Consider the following 21,547-nt stretch of genomic DNA (forward strand, 5'->3'; position numbering starts at 1 on the left):
ATCATAACGCTTAAGGGGGTGATAGGAAACGATTGGGTATTAAACAGGTATTGGTTCAATTGTTCGTTGACCCATGAGCTGCTTAATGGCTACTAAAAACTCTTGTTCTAAATAAGGCTTAGTAAAGTAAGCATTAGCCCCTAATTGCATGGCTAACCATCGATGCTTATCATTACTTCGGGAGGTCAACATAACAATTGGAATCTTCGAGATTTGAGGGTCTTGGCGGCGATGGCTCAAGAATTCAAAGCCATTCATATTCGGCATTTCAATGTCACAAATCACTAATTCTACGGATGAACTTTGCTGCAATCGTTCGATCGCTTCCCGCCCATCTCTGGCTTGTAAGACTCGGATTCCAGCTCTTTCTAAGCTGAGAGCCAAGGTTCGTCGCAGGGCAACGGCATCATCCACCACCAAAACCGTTGGCGTTTTAACCGTTGTGTTAGGAGGCAGGCTGTTGCTGAGTGATGCACTTCCCTGTGCGGCTGACTCCATCACCATCGCCTGCTGATTCAATTCTGTCGTTGTCACCGTTGCTGCTGCACTTTGGGCTAAGAGTTGATCGAGCAGAACCGTTGCATCAATCACAGGAATCACACTGCCATCCCCCAAAATGGTACAACCGTAGGTTGAACTGGGAGGTGCGATCGCACTTCCAAAGGGTTTAATGACCAGTTCTTGCTCGGTTACCAACCGATCCACTTCTAACGCCACAAAGGTATGTTCCTGGCGCAGGACTAACATGGGCGATGCCCAACTCTCAGGCGTGGGTACGGCAAGCAATGAGCGGCTGGGAGCCGTTTCCGGTAAGGGACAGGCATACCCCAAAAGGTCAGTGAGTCGATAGGTGGGCACAATTTCTCCGCGCCAGTGCAAAAATTGTTGGTTTCCTGAATGCTTAATCTGCTCTGGTTTGGGAATGACAATTTCTTCAATACTGTCGGACGGCAACGCCAATGCTGTGGAGCCACTGAAACAAACGAGTAATTTGGCAATGGTTAAAGTTAACGGCAGGCGTAAGCTAAACGTGGTACCTACTCCCGCCTCCGAAGAAACCCCAATCGTGCCTTTTAGCGATCGCAATTGCGATCGCACCACATCCAACCCTACACCTCGTCCCGAAAGCTGACTCACTTCGCTGGCGGTGGAAAATCCTGGCTCGAAAATTAAGTTGAACAAGCGACTAGCGGGAATCATGCCCAGTTGTTCGGTTGACACCAATCCTAATTCCACCGCCCGACGACTGATCCGTTCGAGATTTAAACCTTGGCCATCATCCTTAACTTCAATGATGGTTTGACTGCCTCGGTGGTAAGCTTTAATTTCAATTTGACCTTGTTCCGGTTTCCTCAAGCTGCGTCGGATGTCCCTCGACTCGATCCCATGATCGAAGGCATTCCGAATTAAGTGCAGCAAGGGATCGAAGAGTTTTTCCAAAACCGCTTTATCCACCAACACACCCGTACCATTCAGTTTCAAGCTGATCGGTTTGTGATAAGTGGTCGATAAATCACGCAACATCCGAGGAAAACGGTTGAGCACTTCCCCAAGCGGCAACATTCGCGCCCACATGAGCTCATCCCGCAATTGGGTTAGCATTTGTCGCTGTCGTTCCAGCGTCTGATCCGTCGCTTTCGCAAACAGGACAATATCATCAACCGACTCTTCAAGCTGCATCATCTCTTCCAAGAGTCCTTGCAACTCAGAGTGTACGGCTCCGTAGTTGTCCAATTCCAGAGAGTCAAAATCATCAAAATCGGATCGGCCAACCTTGAGCGCTTCCAACGGATCTAAAATACGTGATTGTGACCCTAGATTGTGACGTTCTGGAGCAATCAACATTTGGTCTGACAAGTTCTGCAATTGACCCACCAAATTTTGCACACGGGAGAATCGATTCAGCAGTTCTCGAACCGATCCCTGGAGTTGCTCATTTTGCAGCGAGAGTCCATTACGGTTAATCGCAAGCTCACCCACTAAATTATTCATCCGTCCCAAGCGATCCACGTCAACCCGCACCGATAGGTTAGGTGTGGGAGCGACTTCACTCTTCGCTCCGGTTGGAGAATTAACCGTTGTCGCATCTGGAAGATTGATTTTAGAACTGGGTGTCAAGCTATTGGCACTCGCCTGTGACGTTGCGCTTGGCGCGATCGCTTCTGTCCCTGATTCAACAAGCTCAAGTGCGGGTAAACTCTCAAAGATTTGCTCAATCTGGTGAATCGCTACGTCTAAAGTTTCTGGTGTTGAACTGAGCTCAATCTCTTCTGAAGTCTGTTCTTGAAGTGCATCGGATGTCGATGTCAGCGGGACGATGGCGCTTGCAGTTGGAGCTTCTATCTCTACAGGAATGAAAGCATCCCCAAAAATCTGCTCTAACGAAGGAATTTCTGCTTCCGCCTCTTGCGTTATTCCTGTCGCTTCAACCCATTCAACCTCTAGGATTTCGCTGTCTGGCGTATCTGTATCCGCTTCAAGAGCGATGGGTTCATCTAGAGAGTGATCAAAGGCTATCGTTGTATGGTCAACAAATGCTCCTGAAATCGCCAGATTTTCGGCTTCATCAGTCGCCTGTGTCTGTGCCACTATTTCCGGCGTTGTGAGTCGCTTACTCTTATGTGTTTCAGGAGTAGCAATAGCCCCGCCAAAGATGTCCTCAAGTGAGGGAATAGGCTCTTCTATTTCTTCATGGGTTAGCTCGAATAGTGAAGAGATGCTATCTTCGCTGGCTTCAAGACTCAACTCGAATAGTGAAGGGATAGTATCTTCACTGGCTTCAAGATTCGACTCGAATAGTGAAGGGATAGTATCTTCACTGGCTTCAAGATTCGACTCGAATAGTGAAGAGATAGTATCTTCACTGGCTTCAAGACTCAACTCGAATAGTGAAGGGATAGTATCTTCACTGGCTTCAAGATTCGACTCGAATAGTGAAGGGATGCTATCTTCACTGAGTTCAAGATTCGACTCGAATAGTGAAGGGATGCTATCTTCACTGGCTTCAAGATTCAGCTCGAACAGAGAGAACAAGTCGTCTTCAACGGGTTCAAAGCTCGGCTCAATGATGGAAGGAATGGCTTCTTCACTGGCTTCAAGATTCAGCTCGAACAAAGAGAACAAGTCGTCTTCAACGGGTTCAAAGCTCGACTCTAGCTCGACAATCGACTCAGCTATGGGGGTAGCGGTATTGGCTAAGGTGACTAAAGCTGGAGACGGTTTAATCTCAACCGAAGAGCGAGTCCTAGAATTCCTACCTGCCAGTACGGCAACTCTTGCCAATTGAAAATCTACCAACGCTAGTTGGGTAATCTCTAAAGCGCTTTCAGGGTGAGCATTCAGAGCCGCTAGGGTGGTTTGAGCGATCGCGCCAAAATCGGGTAGGTTGAGAAACTCGGCAAACCCCGCAAACACTTCCGCTTGTGCCCTCAGTTCTCCCGCCACTTCATAGTTTTGGGGATTAGCCACAACAATAGTCAGGCGTTCTATTCCTTGAGCCACATCTACTTCAAAAATTGACTGAGTCATATCCACGCCCAAGTCCGCTGAACTCGGCATGTAAGTGTCTGCTTGGCTCAATTGCTCACTAAAGCGTTCCTCAAGCTGGGCAAAGATGGGTTCGGCTAAGTCAAACGCTTGCGAGGGGTCAAAGTAACCGGTTTGAATCTGCTCCATTAAAGGAAGACGCAGACAGTCATACGCTTGCAACAGTTGACTTTCCAGGCCAGTATCAATGTTCAACTCATCGCTGTAGAGTACCTTGAAGATATTTTCTAATCGGTGAGCGAGGGTGGCGATCGCTTCGAGTTCTACGCTAGCGGCTCCACCTTTAATCGAGTGGGCAAATCGCATCAAGTTGTGAACCCTCGCTGTGTTTTTCTCCTGCTTCAGGGTTAGCAAACCTGATTCAATCGCCTGTAACAGTTCGGGAGCCTCTTCGATAAAAAACTGATAGGCTTGGTCGCGGATCTCAGGATTAAGTGCCATATAAAATGTTGAATATTGGAATGTTGAATATTGGAATGTTGAATGTTAAATGTTGCAGGTTGTAGGTTGAATGTTGGAATGTTGGAATGTTGAAGTTGGAGACCTGTAATCTGTTAAGCTATTCCACCTTTAATTTGCAGGGGCAGGACGGGCAGGATGCCCATCCCACAGAAGTTTTAGCACTAACGATAGTGCTTGCCCAGATATGGCTCAGCTTAATCCTAATTCTCTATAGCGAAATGGTAGAATTTGCTAACATTCAACCTGCAACATTCAACCTTCAACTTGCTAACTGACTTTGAACTGACCCACTTCCGTTTCTAGGGCTTTCGCTACTTTTAGGAGTTCCTCGAATGAAGAGGATACAAAGGTGGCTTCCTGGGATGTTTTTTCAGCGATCGCGGCTACGTTGGTCATGGTTTGGGTCACGGCTTGGGAGGCTTGCGACTGCACAACCGTGGCTTGGGTAATGGATGCAACCAAGTCACTAATCTTGGAACTGACGGCGGTAATTTTGTTCAGACTCTGGCGGGTTTCATCCACGAGTCGGGTACCCATGACAACCTGCTCAGTACCTGCTTCCATGGCGGCAACCACCTCATTTGTTTCCCCTTGAATCGCAGCGACGAGTTTTTCGATTTCGTTCGTGGCTTCCGCTGATTGCCGTGCTAGCGATCGCACTTCATCCGCAACCACCGCGAAGCCTCGTCCTTCTTCCCCAGCGCGTGCCGCCTCAATACTGGCGTTCAACGCTAGCAGGTTCGTTTGTGCGGCGAAGGTACTAATCAGGTTAACGACGGTAGAAATCTTTTGTGAAGATTCACCCAAGTGCTTGACTTTTTTAGCGGTTTCTGCAACAGTTTCTCGGATCGCCAGAATTCCGTCCACTGTACGGTTCATGGCTTGGTCACCTTCTTCCACGGTTTGAGACGCTTCAACTACAGCCTCTAAGGCTTCCTCCGCGTTGGCAGCAACTAATTTCACCGATTGCGCCATTTCTTGCGCCCGCTCTAGAGCCAATGCAATTTCTTCGGCTTGGCGTAAGGCTTCCGTCGATAGCGATTGAATCGAGGCTTCATTACTACTGGTCGTTTGGGCCACCTGACTGGCGGCTTGTTGCACTTGAAGCACGATTTTCCGCAAGTTACCGACTGTCGCGTTGTAGGAGTCAGCGATCGTACCAATTTCATCCGCCGTTACCTTCGCCCGGATGGTCAGATCCCCTTTACTAATCGGGTCTACTTCTTGAAGCAAGCTCAGAGCTCGTCGTTGTAGACCTTCTTTGAGTTGGCGCTGTTCTTGGGCTAGTTGTTCGGTTTGTTCAAGCAGGAGTACACGGTCGAGGGACAGACCCATCTGAGCCGCTAATTGTTGGAGGAAGTTAAGCTCTGAGGATTGCCAATTATGGGGAGTTTCGCAGTGGTGAGCCATCAACAAAGCATAAGGCCGACCTTCATTGAGAATCGGGACTTCCACACTGGCTTTGATTTCCAGACGTTCCATCATTCTCAACTGCTCTGACCCAAGATTAGCGTTCAGAATGTTATTCATTGGCTCGATACTACCCTCGATATACGCTTCGAGCTGCTGTTCTGACACAAAAGAGTGATCAATTTTGGTCAGCAGGGCACTCGGCCAACCTCTTGCCACCGATTCAGCTACGATTTCTCCATCCCCATTCGGGTTGAAGCGATAGATCACAATGCGATCAACCTTCAAACTTTTACGCGCATCATCCAAAACCTCACCGAAGAGATTATTCAATTCTTGCGAACTTAGGGCACGAGAACCAGTCACTTTGGTCAGTAGGAAGGCTCGTTCAGCGGCGAGTGTTTGTTCTTGTACGAACGTCTGTAGCTGTTCCGCCATCACGTTAATGTTCGATCCCAGTTCAGCAATTTCGTCTTCCCCGTGAATGTCTAGGCGGGTTGTCAGTTCTCCCTGACCAATTTTGCCCACCGCGCCTGCGGCTGAGAGAATGGGACGTACCGTGCGGTTAGTGAGGAAAACTGCGATCGCACTCACCAAGGCGGCTGTTACCGCAGTACCAAGCATCACCAGCAAGAGTAATTGTTTTTGAGGCTCAAAGGCGATGTTTGTGGGCGTTGCAATGATCGCTTCCCAGTCAAGATCGGGTAAGCCTTCTAGTTTTCCAAACTTGGCATAAGAGAATACCTTTTCTGTCTTATCCACCTGATCATTAAAGACTAAGGCATTGGGCTGATTGGACGCTTGCAGTTTGGATAATTCGGGAAAAACTGCCCTAGGTTCTAGCCTTTCCTTTTTCTTTTCCGACCCGATGAAAATTAAATTACTAGAAGAATCAATCAAATAATATTCGTCTCCCTCAGTATTGAAGTTTTTGATCAACTCATCTAAGCTTTCCATCGGCATACGCATTCGCAGAATAGCAATCGTCTTACCTGTGACTTGATCTTTAACAGGTGCAGCAAATTGAATAACATACCTATCAGAAGATTGCGATGTTTGTGGATTGCTAATGACAGGCTGATTGGTTTTGAGGACGGTCTGGAAATATTCTCGATCGCTGTGGTTCGGTAAAGGCTCACCTTTGCTTTGGATTAACACGTTGCCCTTTAGATCAAACAAGGCAATGCTGTCATATACCTTATAAGACTCTAAAAAGAAATCTATTTGTTGTTGCTTTTCTGCTAGAGTCGTGTTTTTACTGACGCTAGGATTTGTAAAAATCGCGTTAGTGGAGAGTACCAATATATCGCCATAACGTTCACGGATGAAGCGTTTGACCTTGTCTTCCACACCTACGGCACGTTGTACTTTGTTACTAGTAATTTGCCGATTCATGGATTGACCCGCAAAGTAATAACCCGTTACTCCAGTCAGCAATACTGGGATAGTACCGAGACTAATCGCCAATATTGCCGCTTTAGTTCGCAGACTACTCCAGCGCCAACCCTCTCGTTTGCGCTCGGAAAAAGGCGCTTTGGGAATCAATAATCCAGGCTCGTTGATACCTGTATTATGAACTGGAGAGGCATGATTTCCAGCCGTTCCACCTTCGACCTGAAGAGTCCTAGAAGATGGCATACGACCATTTGTTTCATTTTTTGAAGAATTAGGAGAAGTCTGAGTCATGGAACACACCTTATCAAATATAGGAAATTGTTAGTTCGTGGTTTAACGAGCTAAAAATACATGCAAATTCAACGCTCAATTTGAGCTAGATTTGATTGAAATATTGGGCTAGAATTTAGATGAAAAACCTAATATAGAGGAACCCTATTTCGGATTTGATTCATCAGTCTTCAATTGTTCAAATTCATTTTGGCATTGCTCCAATAATGGCTTGACCATCTATGACAACTAGCATTTCGCCGTTTGGTTTCAACCAGTAACCCCGTAAAAATGGAGCGAGTTCAGGAGTAACCGTGGATGCTGGCGGCGATTGAATCCAATCGGGGTTACACAACTCGATATCTTCTACACGATTAACCACAACGCCTAACATTTCGCTTTTCAACTTATTCGACCCGGACTGATTGGAACGAGCTTGTAGTACGATAGCTCGATAAATTGAACTACTATTGGCTTGTTGATGCCAGGGAGTAAGACCTACTAAATGACCTAAATCCACCATCCAAAGAATTTCTCCACGCCAATTGTAGACACCCATTACCCAGGCAGGCATGTGAAAAATCGGTACAATTTGCCCATTAGGAATCGTCAGCACTTCAGTCAGTTGTTCCATGGGCAATAAGGCAGTTGTATTGGGCATCAGATGAAACCGTAAAAACTGCTGGCTGGCTTTTAAGGAAGCTGTTTCAGTCGGTAGTAATAGAGAATCTGGAACTGATAAAGAATCAGGCATTGATCCAAGAGGAGGTTAGCGTAACGGGACACAGCCCAAGGTGTAGCAAAGTTTTAGGGTAAGGAGTAATACGAAGTAGCGGCCTTTAAAGGCCATGCAAAGTCATGGGTAGCAAGGATGAACGATGGAGTACAGATCGTGAGAATATGAGGCGTGAATTCTTGCCAATTACCAAGTCAATAACATGATGCTTGAAGCAGAAACTGGATACAGGGTTACAATTTTATTCTTCGCACAAGAGAGTTAAATCTCATGTCGATATCTGTCACAGCCAAACCCACCCAAGAGAGAGGGTAATTGATTTACCTCTCCCCCTTCATTAATAGGTTAAATCTGAAGGTTGCCCCAAATTAATTCCACATTTCTCAAGAGCTTGTTTGTAGTTTTTTAGCTTTCCATCGTTAGTAATTAGGAATTAGGGCACGCTTGATAAATTCCTAATTACTAATGACTTATGAGTTATAACTACGAATTAGAGCACAGAGGAATGATTTCGAGACGATACCTTAGTTTTTGATCAGTTGTTTAACGGTGCGGACGAATTCTTCCTGATCGACTGGCTTAGCCAAATAGGCATCTGCTCCCTGTTTCATTCCCCAAAATTTATCCATTTCCCCTCCTTTCGTGGAGCAAATGACAATGGGGATGTTGCTAGTCGCAGCGGCAGCTTTGATTTCACGACAAACTTCAAATCCACTAGAGCCTGGTAAGACAACATCTAGAATGATGATGTCGAGTTTCTGGTTGTTCAGTTTGGCTAGAGCTTCTTCTCCACTGTTAGCGGTCACAACATTGAGACCCCCTTGCTGTAAACAGCGGGTGAGAATTTGCATATCGGTCATGGAATCATCAACAACTAGAGCTGTACTCATGATATTTTCCTCAGTAATTAACAACAGAAATTAAGGAAAGATGACAGAAAGGTTAGTCGGTTGGATGTTCAAATTTAAAATCTTCAACGTTCTAACCTTCAACCTTCAACCTCGGATCACCCTGTTTTAAGTGCTTGCGTAGTACGCCTAGCACTATCCCAGCATCTATTGGTTTGCTGAGAAAATCTGATGCGCCAACAAGCTTGGCTCTAACCCGATCAACGATGCCACCATTGCCCGTCAAAATGACGATCGGTGTATCACGGAAACAGGAAAGCTTGCGTAATTGAGCGCAAATTTCATACCCATTGGCATTCGGCATGACTAAATCTAAAAAAATCAAATCCGGCTTACGGGCTAACAGGATAGCGAACGCCCGCATCGCATCATCCACACCTAAAAACCGATACCCGGCTGCCACGAGTAGGGATTCCATCGTTTGCCGAACTAAAGGACTGTCATCGACACAGGCAATCAGTGACCCTGTGGATTCTCCCAACGCACGCGGCGTTTCAGGAATGGGGGTATCAACCGGACTGGGCAGATCCGAGATGCTAATCAGTTCCACTAACTCCAATTGAATGTAGGGTAGGAGTGAACGGGTGACTTGCACGATATCTTGCTTCATCTGCATGGCTATGTCACGCAAGGTGCGTTGCCCATTGAGCAGTTGAGTCAGCTTTTGATAGACCGCTTCTGAGGTGCGTTGGCGCAGTTCTTCGGGTTTTTTGATGATGGGTGCGGCGTTGGGAGAATAGTCAGCAATTGTATGATTGTGCCAAACTCGCCAAGACGGCTGAACTTGTGCGATCGCTTCATGTATATCAATCAATACGAGGGGTGTTGGTAGCGAGTCATGTTGATCGATTTGATAAATGACGCGCATAGCTTGCACTAAATCGAACAAAACCTCCGCAATCACGGAGCGAATCATCTTAGCTGTTTGCTCTTTCGTGATTTTTTGCTGTGCAACCCATAAACTCAACAGTTGATATTCCCAGCAAAGTCGAGAATCTGTAGTGTTAAGGCTCCTCAGATCTTGCTGTAGGCTGGAGCGATGAGCCAGCAACTGAGGACAATGAGCTTCTAAATTTCTTTGCCACCGCCGTACTGAATGAATACCCCCTGTCGCATACATTATATGACCCAGGTACAAATAAAAAACCCATTGCTCTTCCTTGGAACTTGTGAACACAAGCTGACCACTAAACCGCAGCCGCTTCAAACTTTCCAGGAATCGGATTTGCTTGCCAGCCGTAAATAAGCTAGCCGAGGCCAGAGGAGGAGCTTGTTGAACATTTCTCACTACACATTCTCCCTAACGAGTTGACTGATAACGTCCTGAAAACTCATAGCTTTGAGGTATTTTAATGACTCGAAGACGCACCTAGCCTACATCCTGGTCACCTTAAAAGAAGACTTTTTCAGCAGAAAAGAGAGTGAATTTTCACCACTACCTTGAGACACTACAAGTGAGAACGTAACCAACAAGGATTTCAAGTATCGGGAACCAGCTTTTATCTCTGTACGATTGCAGGACTGAAGTCAAGAGATTGTAACCCTCTAGATGTAGCCGTTGAGGAAATCTTTTGAGTTCGGGCATCTTTTGGGGAATCCTCAGATTTTTCCTCGGAGAAATTCTGAAACTTGTATAGAGTGGTCTAGGCTCTGACCCCTTGTCATCATTATTTAAATCTATGTCATACGCTTTCGCAATACTCGTATTACAAAAGCTTCTCTACATTTCTATCATTAATGGGTATCAATGTCGATTGAAATTTGTAACTTTATAAATTCTTTTTTTCCTTGCCGAAGTTTTTTTGAAATCCTTATCAAACGAAATTTTAGCCATGACGTTAATTGAATAAGGTGTTTAACCCTCACCCCGCATGGCTTTTAGAGATATGGCTAAAAAAATAATTAGTGTTTAATTAACGAAGAATATTTTATATTGCCGAAATAAAATTAGCCGCTCCTTGTTCCCAATCAAGGCAGTAATACAAATTCAATAAGTATGAATTAATACTGATACAAATTTAATTTAAAAAGTCAGCATGTAATATTTTCGCAACTTTATCTCTTCTGTCCGGATAATTTTCAATTCAAAAATTATTCTTCTCTAAAATTAGAGCTAGTCTAAATGAATTGTAAAACTCTCCCCTCTCTTTCTCTGTGTTCTCTGTGTCTCTGTGGTTTATTATTTTCACAAAGGATTTAGACTAACTCTAATGATCTCCTCCCCCACTCCCCCTCCTTTCACCGCCTTGCACTAGGGGTCTAGCACTGATGGGTAAGATGTAATACAACGCCTGACGACTGCACTTGTAGCCCCTGCTCTCCACTAAAATAACTGGGGAATCACTCACTGGGGAATTGGGAAGTCGCAGCACACATGGTTCGTACCCCTACTTTAGCGTTCGATCGGGGCACCCTAATTTTGCATCCACCGCCACGGGGGAAAACCTGGGTGGATTATGCGACTTGGGATGACCGAGTGGAGAAGTTTCGCATCCCTGCCATGCACTATCGCCAACTGGTGGAAGCCTTGCAAGCGGAAGGGACTGACTTTAACGATGAGGCAAAGGAATTTTCTCCCTTAGAATTAGTTCCCAGCTTTGAGATGGAACCTTATCCTCATCAGACAGAAGCGCTTTTAGCGTGGAAACAAGCAGGGCGTCGAGGGGTGGTGGTGCTGCCCACCGCCGCCGGGAAAACGTATTTGGCGCAACTGGCGATGCAGGCGACGCCCCGCACCACATTGATTGTGGTACCAACACTGGATTTGATGCACCAGTGGTATGCTCACTTAACCGCCGCTTTTCCGGATGCAGAGGTGGGATTATTGGGGGGCGGTTCGCGGGATAAAACCCCGATTCTGATTTCCACTTACGACAGTGCCACCATCCATGCGGAAGCATTGGGCAATCAGTATGCCATGCTCGTGTTTGATGAGTGTCATCACTTACCCACTGACTTTTACCGAGTGATTGCGGAATATGCGATCGCACCTTACCGTTTAGGACTCACTGCCACTCCCGATCGCTCCGATGGGCGTCATGGGGACTTGAAGGGGTTGATTGGGCCAGAAGTCTATCGCAAGTCGCCGGAGGACTTGGCGGGGTTGGCATTGGCGGATCACAAATTAGTGCAGATTAAAGTGAAGCTGTCCCAAAAAGAACGCGATCGCTATAATACCTGCATCAAACTCCGCAATGAGTTTTTAAGGGACTCCAAGATTTCCTTGGGCAGTCTGGATGGCTGGCAAAAGTTTGTCATGGCAAGTGCGCGATCGCAAGCGGGACGCAGAGCTATGTTAGCCCATCGGGAAGCCAAAGAAATTGCGTCCGGTACCGATGGTAAGCTCAGGATTCTCACTGATTTACTGGCTCAACACTACCCAGAACGGATTCTTGTCTTCACCAACGATAACGCTACCGTCTACCGCATTTCCCAAGACTTGCTGATTCCAGCCATTACCCATCAAACGCCAGTCAAGGAACGACATGAAATCCTCACTCGCTTTCGGGAAGGAGAATACAAAACCTTAGTGGCATCCCACGTTCTCAATGAAGGGGTGGATGTCCCCGATGCTCGTGTGGCAATTATTTTATCGGGTACGGGTTCCAGTCGCGAGTATATTCAGCGCTTGGGTCGAGTGTTGCGTAAGGGTTCTGAGGGACATAAACTAGCGCTGCTTTATGAAGTTGTGGCAGAGGATACCAGTGAGGAAGGGACATCTCAACGTCGGCATGGTGCGGAAGGGAGGAAGGAAGCACCAAGCCGCAAAGCAACAGAAAAGCCGAAGCCCAAGCTCCGGCAACTAGAATTAGATATTTCAGCTTCTTCCTCGATTTATGACGTGAATCGTTCAACAAGGTATAAAGCAGCCGAGTCAACTGATCCGTGGAAAGAAGAAGATGCACCCGAAGCGGAATCATAAGACAATTAAGTACTGCCTCAATCCCCAATGTTGTTTAGAAGTCTTTGATTGAGCGATCACGATTCAGTCAACCGTGACTAGGCAGCAACAAGAATGCTACTATTCGTCAGAGTCAGTCCAGTAGTGAGGCTGGCAAACTGCACTTGTGCGCTTTCCCCTACACCATCCATGTCAAAGAACAGTCCTCCTGTAGAGGAGTCATAGATGAAACGATGGTCAGCCGTTGTAGCAGCCGAACCGAGCCAGAATTGACTTTCGGCTAGCAGACCGGCGATTAGTTGACCTCCAAAACCACTGGCAGACACTTGAAACAAGTCACCCTGTTCGATGGTAAAGTCGCTGATGATGTCAAACTCGTCGCCAGTGGAGCTAAAAGCAAACGTATCGGCGTTCAGTCCACCCGTCAGGATGTCGTAACCAGAGCCACCGATGAGCAGATCGTTGCCTTCGCCACCATCAAGGTTATCGTTGCCCCCTTCTCCTCGGAGGGTATCGTTACCTGCGCCACCAGACAACACATTAATCCCACTATTTCCTGTAATCTCGTTGTCAAGGCTATTACCTGTGGCAGCCGTCGTGCTGGTGCCTGTAAAGATCAGGTTCTCTATGTAGTCTCCTAGAGTGTAGGTAACGGACGAGTAGATGGTATCAATTCCCTGATCAGTATATTCGATGACCACATCCCCGACGCTGTCAACAATATAGCGGTCATTACCAGCACCACCGTACATACTGTCATTGCCGGTGCCACCATCGAGGTAGTCATCGCCAGCCCCACCATAGAGGGCATCATTACCAGCACCACCGTACATACTGTCATCGCCACTGTCACCACTGAGATAGTCATCGCCACTGTCACTCCACAGGTAGTCATTACCATCTCCACCACTGAGCGTGTCATTGCCGTTTTCACCGTAGAGCGTGTCGTTGCCATCTGCACCCCAGAGATAGTCATTGCCATCCCCGCCTCTTAGGAAGTTGGCGACGCCATTGCCATAAATTGTGTCATTACCGCTACCACCAGTGGCATTTTCGATCGTCACGCCATAAGCGATCGCGACATTATCTTTGGCATCTGCTGAACCTCTTGCCCCAATGGAGCTGAAGTTGCCTGCATTCAGGTTGATAAAGGCGTTCCGTGTCTGGTTGGCAGCACTGATGGTATCAGTACCGCCCCCATCCCAAATGGTTTGCAGGAAGGATTCATTGGTTACCCAGCTATAGATATTGTCTCCGGTGCGCGTACTGGTGTTTGCACCGTACAGATATTGAATAGCGGCAACATCAAAAAGTTGTGGAGTTTGCGGACGTACTCCTGGCATGTCTGGGTGCTGGCTATATGACAGGTTGGAGTACTTGTAGCTATCCTGTGAGGTTGGTAGATTGACTGAGCCATCGTGTGGATGCTTCAAGCCCAGAGCATGACCAATTTCATGGAGTAAGGTACCAAAGTACCAGGTACCGGGCGTCAAATTAGAGGCAGAGTTACTCATCCAGACATCGCCACCACTGGGAGCAGAAGAGGGGTAATATGCCCAACCGGCTGCACCGGGGTTCGTGGCATAGCCAAATCGCATTGTTCCCCCACCACCAGCATCAGAAACTTCAACAAAATTGATGTTGGCGACATCGGCGTAAAGTTGTAACGCTTGCCGAGTAAACTCTCTTTGCTCTGCTGTGAAGGTGTTAAAGTTAGTCCAGTTGGCAGGAGCATAGGACGGCCGACTTTCCATAAAGCTAAAGGTAATCGTCACAGGTGTGCCGAATGGACTGCCAGAGTTCCAACGCGGGCGATTAGCTGGGAGCAGAGCATCAATGTAGTTAGGCAGGTCGCTGATCGGCTGAACTAAGGTATTATTGGCAGCGTTACTCGGCTGAAGGTCATGGCTAGAATGTCCCAGCGAGTCACTATGGTGATGATTACTGCTACCAATCAATGGGTCAGCGTCACTGTTGTCAGTAATACTATCTGTCTGTAACGTGCTAATACCATTGTCAAAGTGATCGTCGATCAACTTAGGTGTACCTAATCCAGGATTGAGGACATCATTAATCCCATAATTGATCAAGGGAGTACCAGCCTTTAAGTCTCCGAGCAAACTATCGGTATCTTCCTTCCCAATCTGACAATTAAACATGCCATCACTATTTGTAGACATAAATCTTCCTTGGGTAAGTAATAGTTGCAGCGTAGGATTTGCATTGGCTATGCCGGCAAATAGCCAAGTTTTTAATTTTTAGCTGCTACTTATTGGTCTGAATGAGATTTTATTTTTACGCAGAATTTCCTTTTTATTTACATTAGTTTACAAAATTAGTAGAGCGGCTTTCAGCTATTAGGTCTTGAAGACTCTTTTACTCAGTTCGATATTTTTAATATTTTATAATTATAGAAATAAAAACAAAAAAAGTAGGAACTTCTCACCGAGAGGCTTAACATTTCCGTGAGCGTCTCCTACTAAGTTGCATTCTTATTTAAGGGTGCCTTGGAATTGCACCCTTTCTAGTACAGGATAAAACTCGCAGTCTCAAGAAACGTTTGAGTGACTTGAGTCGATTTTGCCGTTCTTCTGAGCGGTATCAATGATTACCAAGGATTACCAATCATCGTGAAAGCACTCCAGTAGTAGGGATGGGAAAATTGGTTATTTCCTACACGCGCTAGAGTTGGCGGCAAGGGGAAGCTACCCGTGCTGGTCATCAGCTTTCCTTCCTGTAATTGCACCTCTCCATTGAGCATTGCTAATTGAGTTTGCCGTAGGGCTTCGGCTTTAATCGGAGCCTGTTTTAATTGGTTGTAAAATTCAGCCATTAAGCCCAATGTTCCTTGGTCATTGACATACCACAAACTCCCCAAAACCGACTTCACTCCAGCTTGCGCGGCTAACCCCGCAAATCCGAGTTCTATCTGTTCATCCCCTAAAGCTGTGCGACAAGCACTTAAAACTAATAGTTCTACAGCCGGTTTATTCAAGGCTAGTTTTCGTAATTGATCGAGGTGCAGTTGGCTATTCCAAAACTGAATATAGGACTTTTGGGGATTACTGATTTTAAACTCAGCATGGGTGGCTAAATGGATAATGCCATAGGAGGTTTCCTGTCGAGCGGCTTGAAGATTTTCGAGAGTAAAATAGTTATTTAGGTAAGATTTTCCCGACCATAACTTGCCGACAATGGTCGATATTTCCATGGGTACAGCAGGTAAAGGACTTTGCCCCACAAATTGTGACGCCCCCATTGCCAAAACCGAGGTATTCTTCACATTGACATAGCGAGTATCGGTGAGCGAAAGACTGGGCATTAAGCCAACGCTATATCGTTCGATGATGAAATTTTGACCATCGTGAAGCGCCGCTAAAGGGATGCTGCGTAATCCGGTGTCCATGATGTAAACCAGATTTTTGATCTTCCGTTGTTGTAAATCCTCCTCAAGAGGAGCCGTTAGCCACCGATACATCTGTTGAGCGGGAACAAGGAAGCCTGAACGGTTAGTGCGATCGCTCACTTGAGTGCGAAATTCCTGCGTCATTTGGGCAACTTCGGCTCTTGTTACATTCACGGAGCGGCGAATGGGATTTCCTTCAGCCGTGATCAGAATCAGTTCCAAGCGATCCTGCTGCCGAGAGGCGGCGCTAACGTTAACATCAGGCGTCAGCGAACGGAACAAGTTGGATTCAATAGCTTCTCCCCCGGCGTTGCTGTTTCCTTTCTGTGTGGCGGGGACTGGGGTAATGGTCGAAGGAACAAACACTGCATAGATCAGCGCGGGTTTAATACCCGTGGCACTCTCGACTTCGCGTAGCAGGTTACGCGCTTGGGAGAGAGTGACGGGACGAGTCTCACCCAATCCCAGCCCTTCGGCAAACTCGTCGCTCAATGATTGGTCAATCTGCAAAGCCCCTAAGTCATGGTTGGGAAGCAGTGGTAGTTTCTCTAGCTCTTCTCGAACTGGAAGCTGCCCAATGGGATTGATGGTTTGTTTAGAAGTAGGAGGAGTGGAGTGTGGTTGAACAGGAGTGAGGGATGGAGTCGATACCGTAGGAGCGGGGGTGGGGAGAGCAGCAGGTGGAGTCGGCAAAACAGCAGGTGGAGTCGGCAAAACAGCCGGCGGAGTCGGCAGGGTAAGGGGTGGGTTAACACTAATAATCCGAATATTGCCTTGCGTATAGGTGAAGGGAAAGGAGGCAAGCGGCGCAATTGTGAACTCGCCACTCGTCAGTGTTCCCGCTGTACCGTTCAGGGTGGCATTCCCCACATCAAAGGGAATAATTCCCCCACCTCCATGTCGAATGGTGATATCACCGCCACGATTTCCGCCAAGAGTAGAAATACTAACCAATTCCCCATTGGCAGCCTTAAAAGTACTGATGGCTCTGAATACACTTTCCGTGGTGATATCCACACTACCGCCTTGGGTGCCTCCCTGGGCATTAATTGAACTCACTTGAATAGCACCAGAAGGCTCAAGGATGATATTGCCACCTTGTCCAAACGCCCCACTAGTATTGATTTGACCCGCTGTAATTTGAGTCTGGGCGTTCAGGGTGATGTTGCCACCATCGGTTAGTCCCGATGCGTTGAGGTTTCCGGTGGTAATGGCTCCGTTATCACTTTTCAGGGTAATATTCCCACCTTGAGTGATAGAAGAGCTGGAGTTCAGTGTCCCCGCACTCGTATTAATGTTGCCGAACAGACTGGTTAGGGTAATGGCTCGACCCGGATTGATGATATTGCCCGTGGTAATCTCTTGGTTGGCTAACAGGCTAATGGTGGCGTTGTTCGTTCCAGTTAAGGTAAACCCGCTGGTGTTGATTGAACCCTTGCCAACGGGCGATCGCAAGATCACTGGGTCATTAAATGTTGTATCCCCAGCTAAGATAATGGCACCGCTCCCCGATGCACTGCCGATGGTGATGCTGTTAAATCCAGGCTGTAAGGCGGCGAGATCACGGGCTATTAGATCTAACGTAGTCAAGCTATTATCGACACTCCCTCCCAGTATGATCGCGCGATCGGGAGTCAACGGCTGAAGTATTAAATTACCCGTTCCCGACACCGCCTGGAGAAAGTCAATGCCGTTGGCATTCAAGGTAAGATTATTTACCCCGGCGGCGAGAGTGCTGTTAAATACCAGGAATCTAGGAGTATTAATCCTGGTGTCGCCAATGAGCGTGACGGGATTGTTGAATCTGTAGCCATTGAGAAAGGTATACTCGCCCGCTAGCTGAATCATCCCGGTGCTATTCAGGGTTAAGCTGCCGAGGGGTACACGCTGACCAATCCCATTAAAAGTAATGGTGCCATTGCCGGAATTTACAATTAAGTTTTGCGCCCCAGTCGTCGTCCCATCCAGTGAGCGATTGAAGGTGATGTTGCCGTTAGATGCCGGCCCGGTGGAATCCAGGGTAACTGTGGGCTGATTGAGCGTGACATTGCCCGTCAAGCTGATATTGCCACCGCTTTGGCTGTCGCTGGAAGTATTGATGGTGCTGCCACTGAAGCTAATATTGCCACTACCCGCGCTTAGGGTCACGTTAGCGCCGTTGCCACTGGTGCCCTGGTTAGATTGAGAACTCGCGTTAATCCCAACAGTGCCACTAATGCTAATATCGCCACCTGCATTCAGGGCGATCGCTCCAGCATTACCCGCGTTGCCCGAAATTGCACCCCCCAGTGCTTGGCTCACAATTCCCTCCAAAGGAGTATTGACGCCAATGTTCCCCTGAGGGGCATTAATTGTCAGATTCCCGGAATTACCCGCATCCCCAATTCCATTCAAATTATTCACAAGTGCGGGAAGGAACAGCAGGCTGGTGGTAATGTCTCCCTCTGTGGTTGTGAGACTGATATTCCCAGCATTGCCAGTCCTAACGCCAAAACCATTGGTTTGAGAGCGAGTATCGATCACATCAACAGCAATGCCCTTACCCGCATTCAAAATCACGTTCCCGCCATTACCGGCAGAAGCGGTAGAGTTCCCTGGTGTCTGGGAGTCGGTTTCAATCGTCCCCGTGATGTTAATCAGCCCAGAGGCATTGACAGTGATATTAGCACCATTGCCAGAACTGCCCGTTCCCGGCTCAGAGTCAGCCCTGAGACTCACGGCATTGACATTGCCATTGGTTGCGGTGATGTTGATATTACCCCCTGGGTTGCCCGCCCCATCGTTGGTGAAAGTGGCGATGGTTCCAGCGGTAACACTCGCGCCCGAAATCGTGATATTTCTCCCCGCTGCTGTGATGGATTGGGCTTGATCCATCGCAAACGACCCAACTTGATTGTTATCAGCATCGGCCTTAAAAGTAATCGTCCCACCCGGACTGGCAAAGTTTAGTGACAAACCAGGGGCGATGGTAATGTTATTGGTTGCCTCTAGAAGAATATTGCCCGTTTGAGCGGCAAGGACACCAGCGGAAAGGGTGAAGTCCACCGCCCCCCCATCGCTAGCGAAAATTGCCCCTGCTAGGTCGTTGGCATTCGGAACATTGGCATTGAGTTGGTTATCGTTGGCACCTGTAGGGACAATAGTGATATTGGTTGGGTCGAACAGAATCGTGCCACTGATTCCCTGAGTTGCACCCACATTCACCTGTCCCTGGAATGCCAAATCTTGCTTACCCGAAATTTCTACAAAGCCCCCATTCCCGGAATTGGCACCGCCACGGGCGCTAACCTGACCGGAAAAACCTGTTAATTGGTCTGCCCAGGCGATCACACGACCACCATTGCCCTGGAGTAAGGCATCAGCCTGGATGATGGAATCAGCACTGATGAAGGTGCGAGAGGCATTGGGTACAGTGCCTAACCCTTGGAAATCACCGCCAATCCTCACCGTGCCACCCCCATAAGCACCAGAGGCGTTGAGGTTGGCACTGATCACACCGACTTTGTTGCCGAAAACATTGATCGAACCACCCACCCCTGCGAGTTCTCCGCCTGGGTTCGGGGGGCTTAGGGGGGATGAAGCATTCAGGGTACCTGAAGCAAACACAGTACCAGAGTCTGTTGGGATAGTTGTTCCAGAATGGCTCAGTTGTACCGTACCGGTTGGGGAAACACTCAGCCCTGTCTCTAGGCTTGCTGGTACTCCCGTGAGTAGAGTGGGTAAATTGAGAGGTGTAATAGAGAGTAACTGCCCAGCCTGATTCCTGGGTGCTTCAATCTCCAAACTCAGCAAATGTCCGGTTTGGCTAATCCGAACCCAACTCTCACCGGGGACAGCCGCGAGTGTAATCGTCCCAGATGGTGCGGTTAGTTGCCCGGTATTGATCACAGTGCCACCCAGTAAGGTTAAATGCTGTCCTGGGGAAACTGTGAGATTACCTGCATTGATCACGCTTCCAGGTTGAGCAGAGTCAAAGGCAAACTGACTGGGAGTGCCGATTAAGCTTGGGTAATCATTCCCGCCTACAGCGTTAAACCAATTCTTCTCACCAAACCCAATACCCGTAGCTGTCGTCGCCATGAAGTCAGAGGGTACATTCAAACTCGCCTGGGCACCAAAAACAATCCCGGCTGGGTTGAGCAAATATAAGTTAGAATTACCTCCTGTGACTTGAATTAGACCATTAATGATAGAAGGGTCACCTCCGACAACCCGCCCCAGAATATTGTGAATAGAAGGTTGTGAGAGAAAATTAGCAATCTGGCCTTCTGGGAGTCCAAATTGCTGAAAACTGTGGAAGAGATTGCTCCCATCTTGAGAAAGGGAACCGCCCTGGATCTTCAATTGATTCCCGTCAGGAGTGATAATGGTGCCAGTCCCATCCGCTGCGGGCACGATTCCTTGGGCGTGCAGGGTCTTGTGAGGGAGAGCAGCAGTCAACCCGAAGACGGCAAGTGTTAGGAGAACTTTTTTCATCGTTTAAATCGCTGCACTCAAATTTTAGAGCACTAGCGACATTAAGCCTTCAGACCCCTTTATAATACTTGCGTTTCTTACACAATTCTTTCTTTTAATAGATTGACAAAATAAGTCAGATTTATAATACCTAAATTCAATATCATCTGAATCAAATCAGCGCTTTAATACGCTCGCCAGTTGTGTAAATCCTGTCTTCAAAAAGCGATGCCACTAAAAAAACAGTTCACTTAATAATCGCCCCAAACTTAGCCCTGACAAGCAGGTTCCCGCCATAATCATAAAGGTATGGGACTTACTAAAAGACTGGAGTAATTCCTTCCTCGCCTTCGATACAGCCGCCACAATAAACCCAGCGACAGCGCCAGCGACAGCCCAAGTCCAAACGGCAGCCCCAGCTAAAAAGGCAAACCCCACCCCAACAGCTACCCATACCACGCCCCCAACAACAATTCCAGCTAACGCCTCAAACACGAACCAAGCCCAAGCCCAAGCCCAAGCCCAAGCAATCACCACAATCACAATAAAAAACTTACCCGCGCTCATCGCCAACGCGACACGTCCAGCCACCGAGCCAAATACAAACCAAGTTACAGCCCCAGTCCCAGAAAAAACAGCCATCGTGATGGCACTTCCCAACCGTCCACGCGGCAACGAAAAAGCCACATGCCGGGATATCGCCCAAAGAACGAACCAAGCCACAGCCCCAGCCATTCCAGCCCCAGCCACAGCTCCAGCCGCCCCAGCCCCAGCCCTCGCCACAACCACAAGTCCAACCCAAGCTATAGGCACAAGCCCAACCCAAGCCTCAACCCAAACAAACGGCATGAGTTTTGCCCAAGAGCCAATGGCTTCAGCTAGCACGAAAGCAACAGCAAAGGCTATAGCCCACAATGGGGTATTGACGAAAACGAAGCCGGCTGTGGCATACCCTAAAAAGCTGCTTAACAGCTCGCTCTCAGGAATAGATCTGCGTTTCATAGCTGGCCGTGTTACCTATCTCAAAAGAATAAAGCTCATCAGCTGAAAGCTCTGTC

General features: G+C 47.7%; 9 protein-coding genes and 2 pseudogenes. 2 read left to right on the forward strand and 9 right to left on the reverse strand.

The genetic code is table 11. The features are described 5' to 3' along the window. Positions 1-39 precede the first annotated feature (39 nt). Positions 40-3,987, reverse strand: a complete 3,948-nt coding sequence (locus NDI48_20765) for a response regulator (GenBank protein MEP0833601.1) — start codon at positions 3,985-3,987, stop codon at positions 40-42. 86 nt (positions 3,988-4,073) lie between these two features. Here NDI48_20765 and NDI48_20770 point away from each other — a divergent pair, with 86 nt between their 5' ends. After that, positions 4,074-4,283: a hypothetical protein gene (locus NDI48_20770; GenBank protein ID MEP0833602.1), complete on the forward strand. Its 210-nt coding sequence runs from the start codon at positions 4,074-4,076 to the stop codon at positions 4,281-4,283. Here the strand turns inward: NDI48_20770 and NDI48_20775 are convergent. From NDI48_20775 to NDI48_20790, 4 genes are all read right to left on the reverse strand, one after another. Continuing rightward, on the reverse strand, positions 4,276-7,056 hold the full coding sequence (locus NDI48_20775) for a methyl-accepting chemotaxis protein (protein ID MEP0833603.1): 2,781 nt from the start codon (positions 7,054-7,056) through the stop codon (positions 4,276-4,278). The two genes, NDI48_20770 and NDI48_20775, sit on opposite strands and share 8 nt — an antisense overlap. A 232-nt stretch (positions 7,057-7,288) precedes the next feature. Further along, positions 7,289-7,837 (reverse strand): chemotaxis protein CheW, encoded by a 549-nt coding sequence (locus NDI48_20780; GenBank protein ID MEP0833604.1) that lies wholly within the window; start codon positions 7,835-7,837, stop codon positions 7,289-7,291. A 506-nt stretch (positions 7,838-8,343) separates the two neighbouring features. Further along, the gene (locus NDI48_20785; protein MEP0833605.1) at positions 8,344-8,709 is read right to left on the reverse strand and encodes a response regulator; all 366 of its coding nucleotides are present in this window, start codon (positions 8,707-8,709) and stop codon (positions 8,344-8,346) included. 91 nt (positions 8,710-8,800) lie between these two features. Next, complete coding sequence (locus tag NDI48_20790; protein ID MEP0833606.1) at positions 8,801-10,015, reverse strand: response regulator; 1,215 nt, start codon at positions 10,013-10,015, stop codon at positions 8,801-8,803. 1,086 nt (positions 10,016-11,101) lie between these two features. Here NDI48_20790 and NDI48_20795 point away from each other — a divergent pair. Beyond that, positions 11,102-12,649, forward strand: coding sequence for a DEAD/DEAH box helicase family protein (locus tag NDI48_20795; protein ID MEP0833607.1), 1,548 nt, complete (start codon positions 11,102-11,104; stop codon positions 12,647-12,649). A gap of 377 nt (positions 12,650-13,026) precedes the next feature. Here the strand turns inward: NDI48_20795 and NDI48_20800 are convergent. The 4 genes and pseudogenes from NDI48_20800 to NDI48_20815 all read right to left on the reverse strand — a co-directional run bounded on the left by NDI48_20800 (position 13,027) and on the right by NDI48_20815 (position 21,491). Next, a pseudogene (locus NDI48_20800) lies at positions 13,027-13,137 on the reverse strand (calcium-binding protein). A 213-nt stretch (positions 13,138-13,350) separates the two neighbouring features. After that, positions 13,351-13,971: pseudogene (locus tag NDI48_20805) on the reverse strand (M10 family metallopeptidase C-terminal domain-containing protein). Between the two features lie 1,265 nt (positions 13,972-15,236). After that, on the reverse strand, positions 15,237-20,510 hold the full coding sequence (locus tag NDI48_20810) for a CHAT domain-containing protein (protein ID MEP0833608.1): 5,274 nt from the start codon (positions 20,508-20,510) through the stop codon (positions 15,237-15,239). A gap of 213 nt (positions 20,511-20,723) precedes the next feature. Beyond that, the gene (locus tag NDI48_20815; GenBank protein ID MEP0833609.1) at positions 20,724-21,491 is read right to left on the reverse strand and encodes a hypothetical protein; all 768 of its coding nucleotides are present in this window, start codon (positions 21,489-21,491) and stop codon (positions 20,724-20,726) included. Positions 21,492-21,547 lie beyond the last annotated feature (56 nt).

This window comes from Microcoleus sp. AS-A8, assembly GCA_039962225.1.
In the GTDB taxonomy this organism is placed as follows: domain Bacteria; phylum Cyanobacteriota; class Cyanobacteriia; order Cyanobacteriales; family Coleofasciculaceae; genus Allocoleopsis.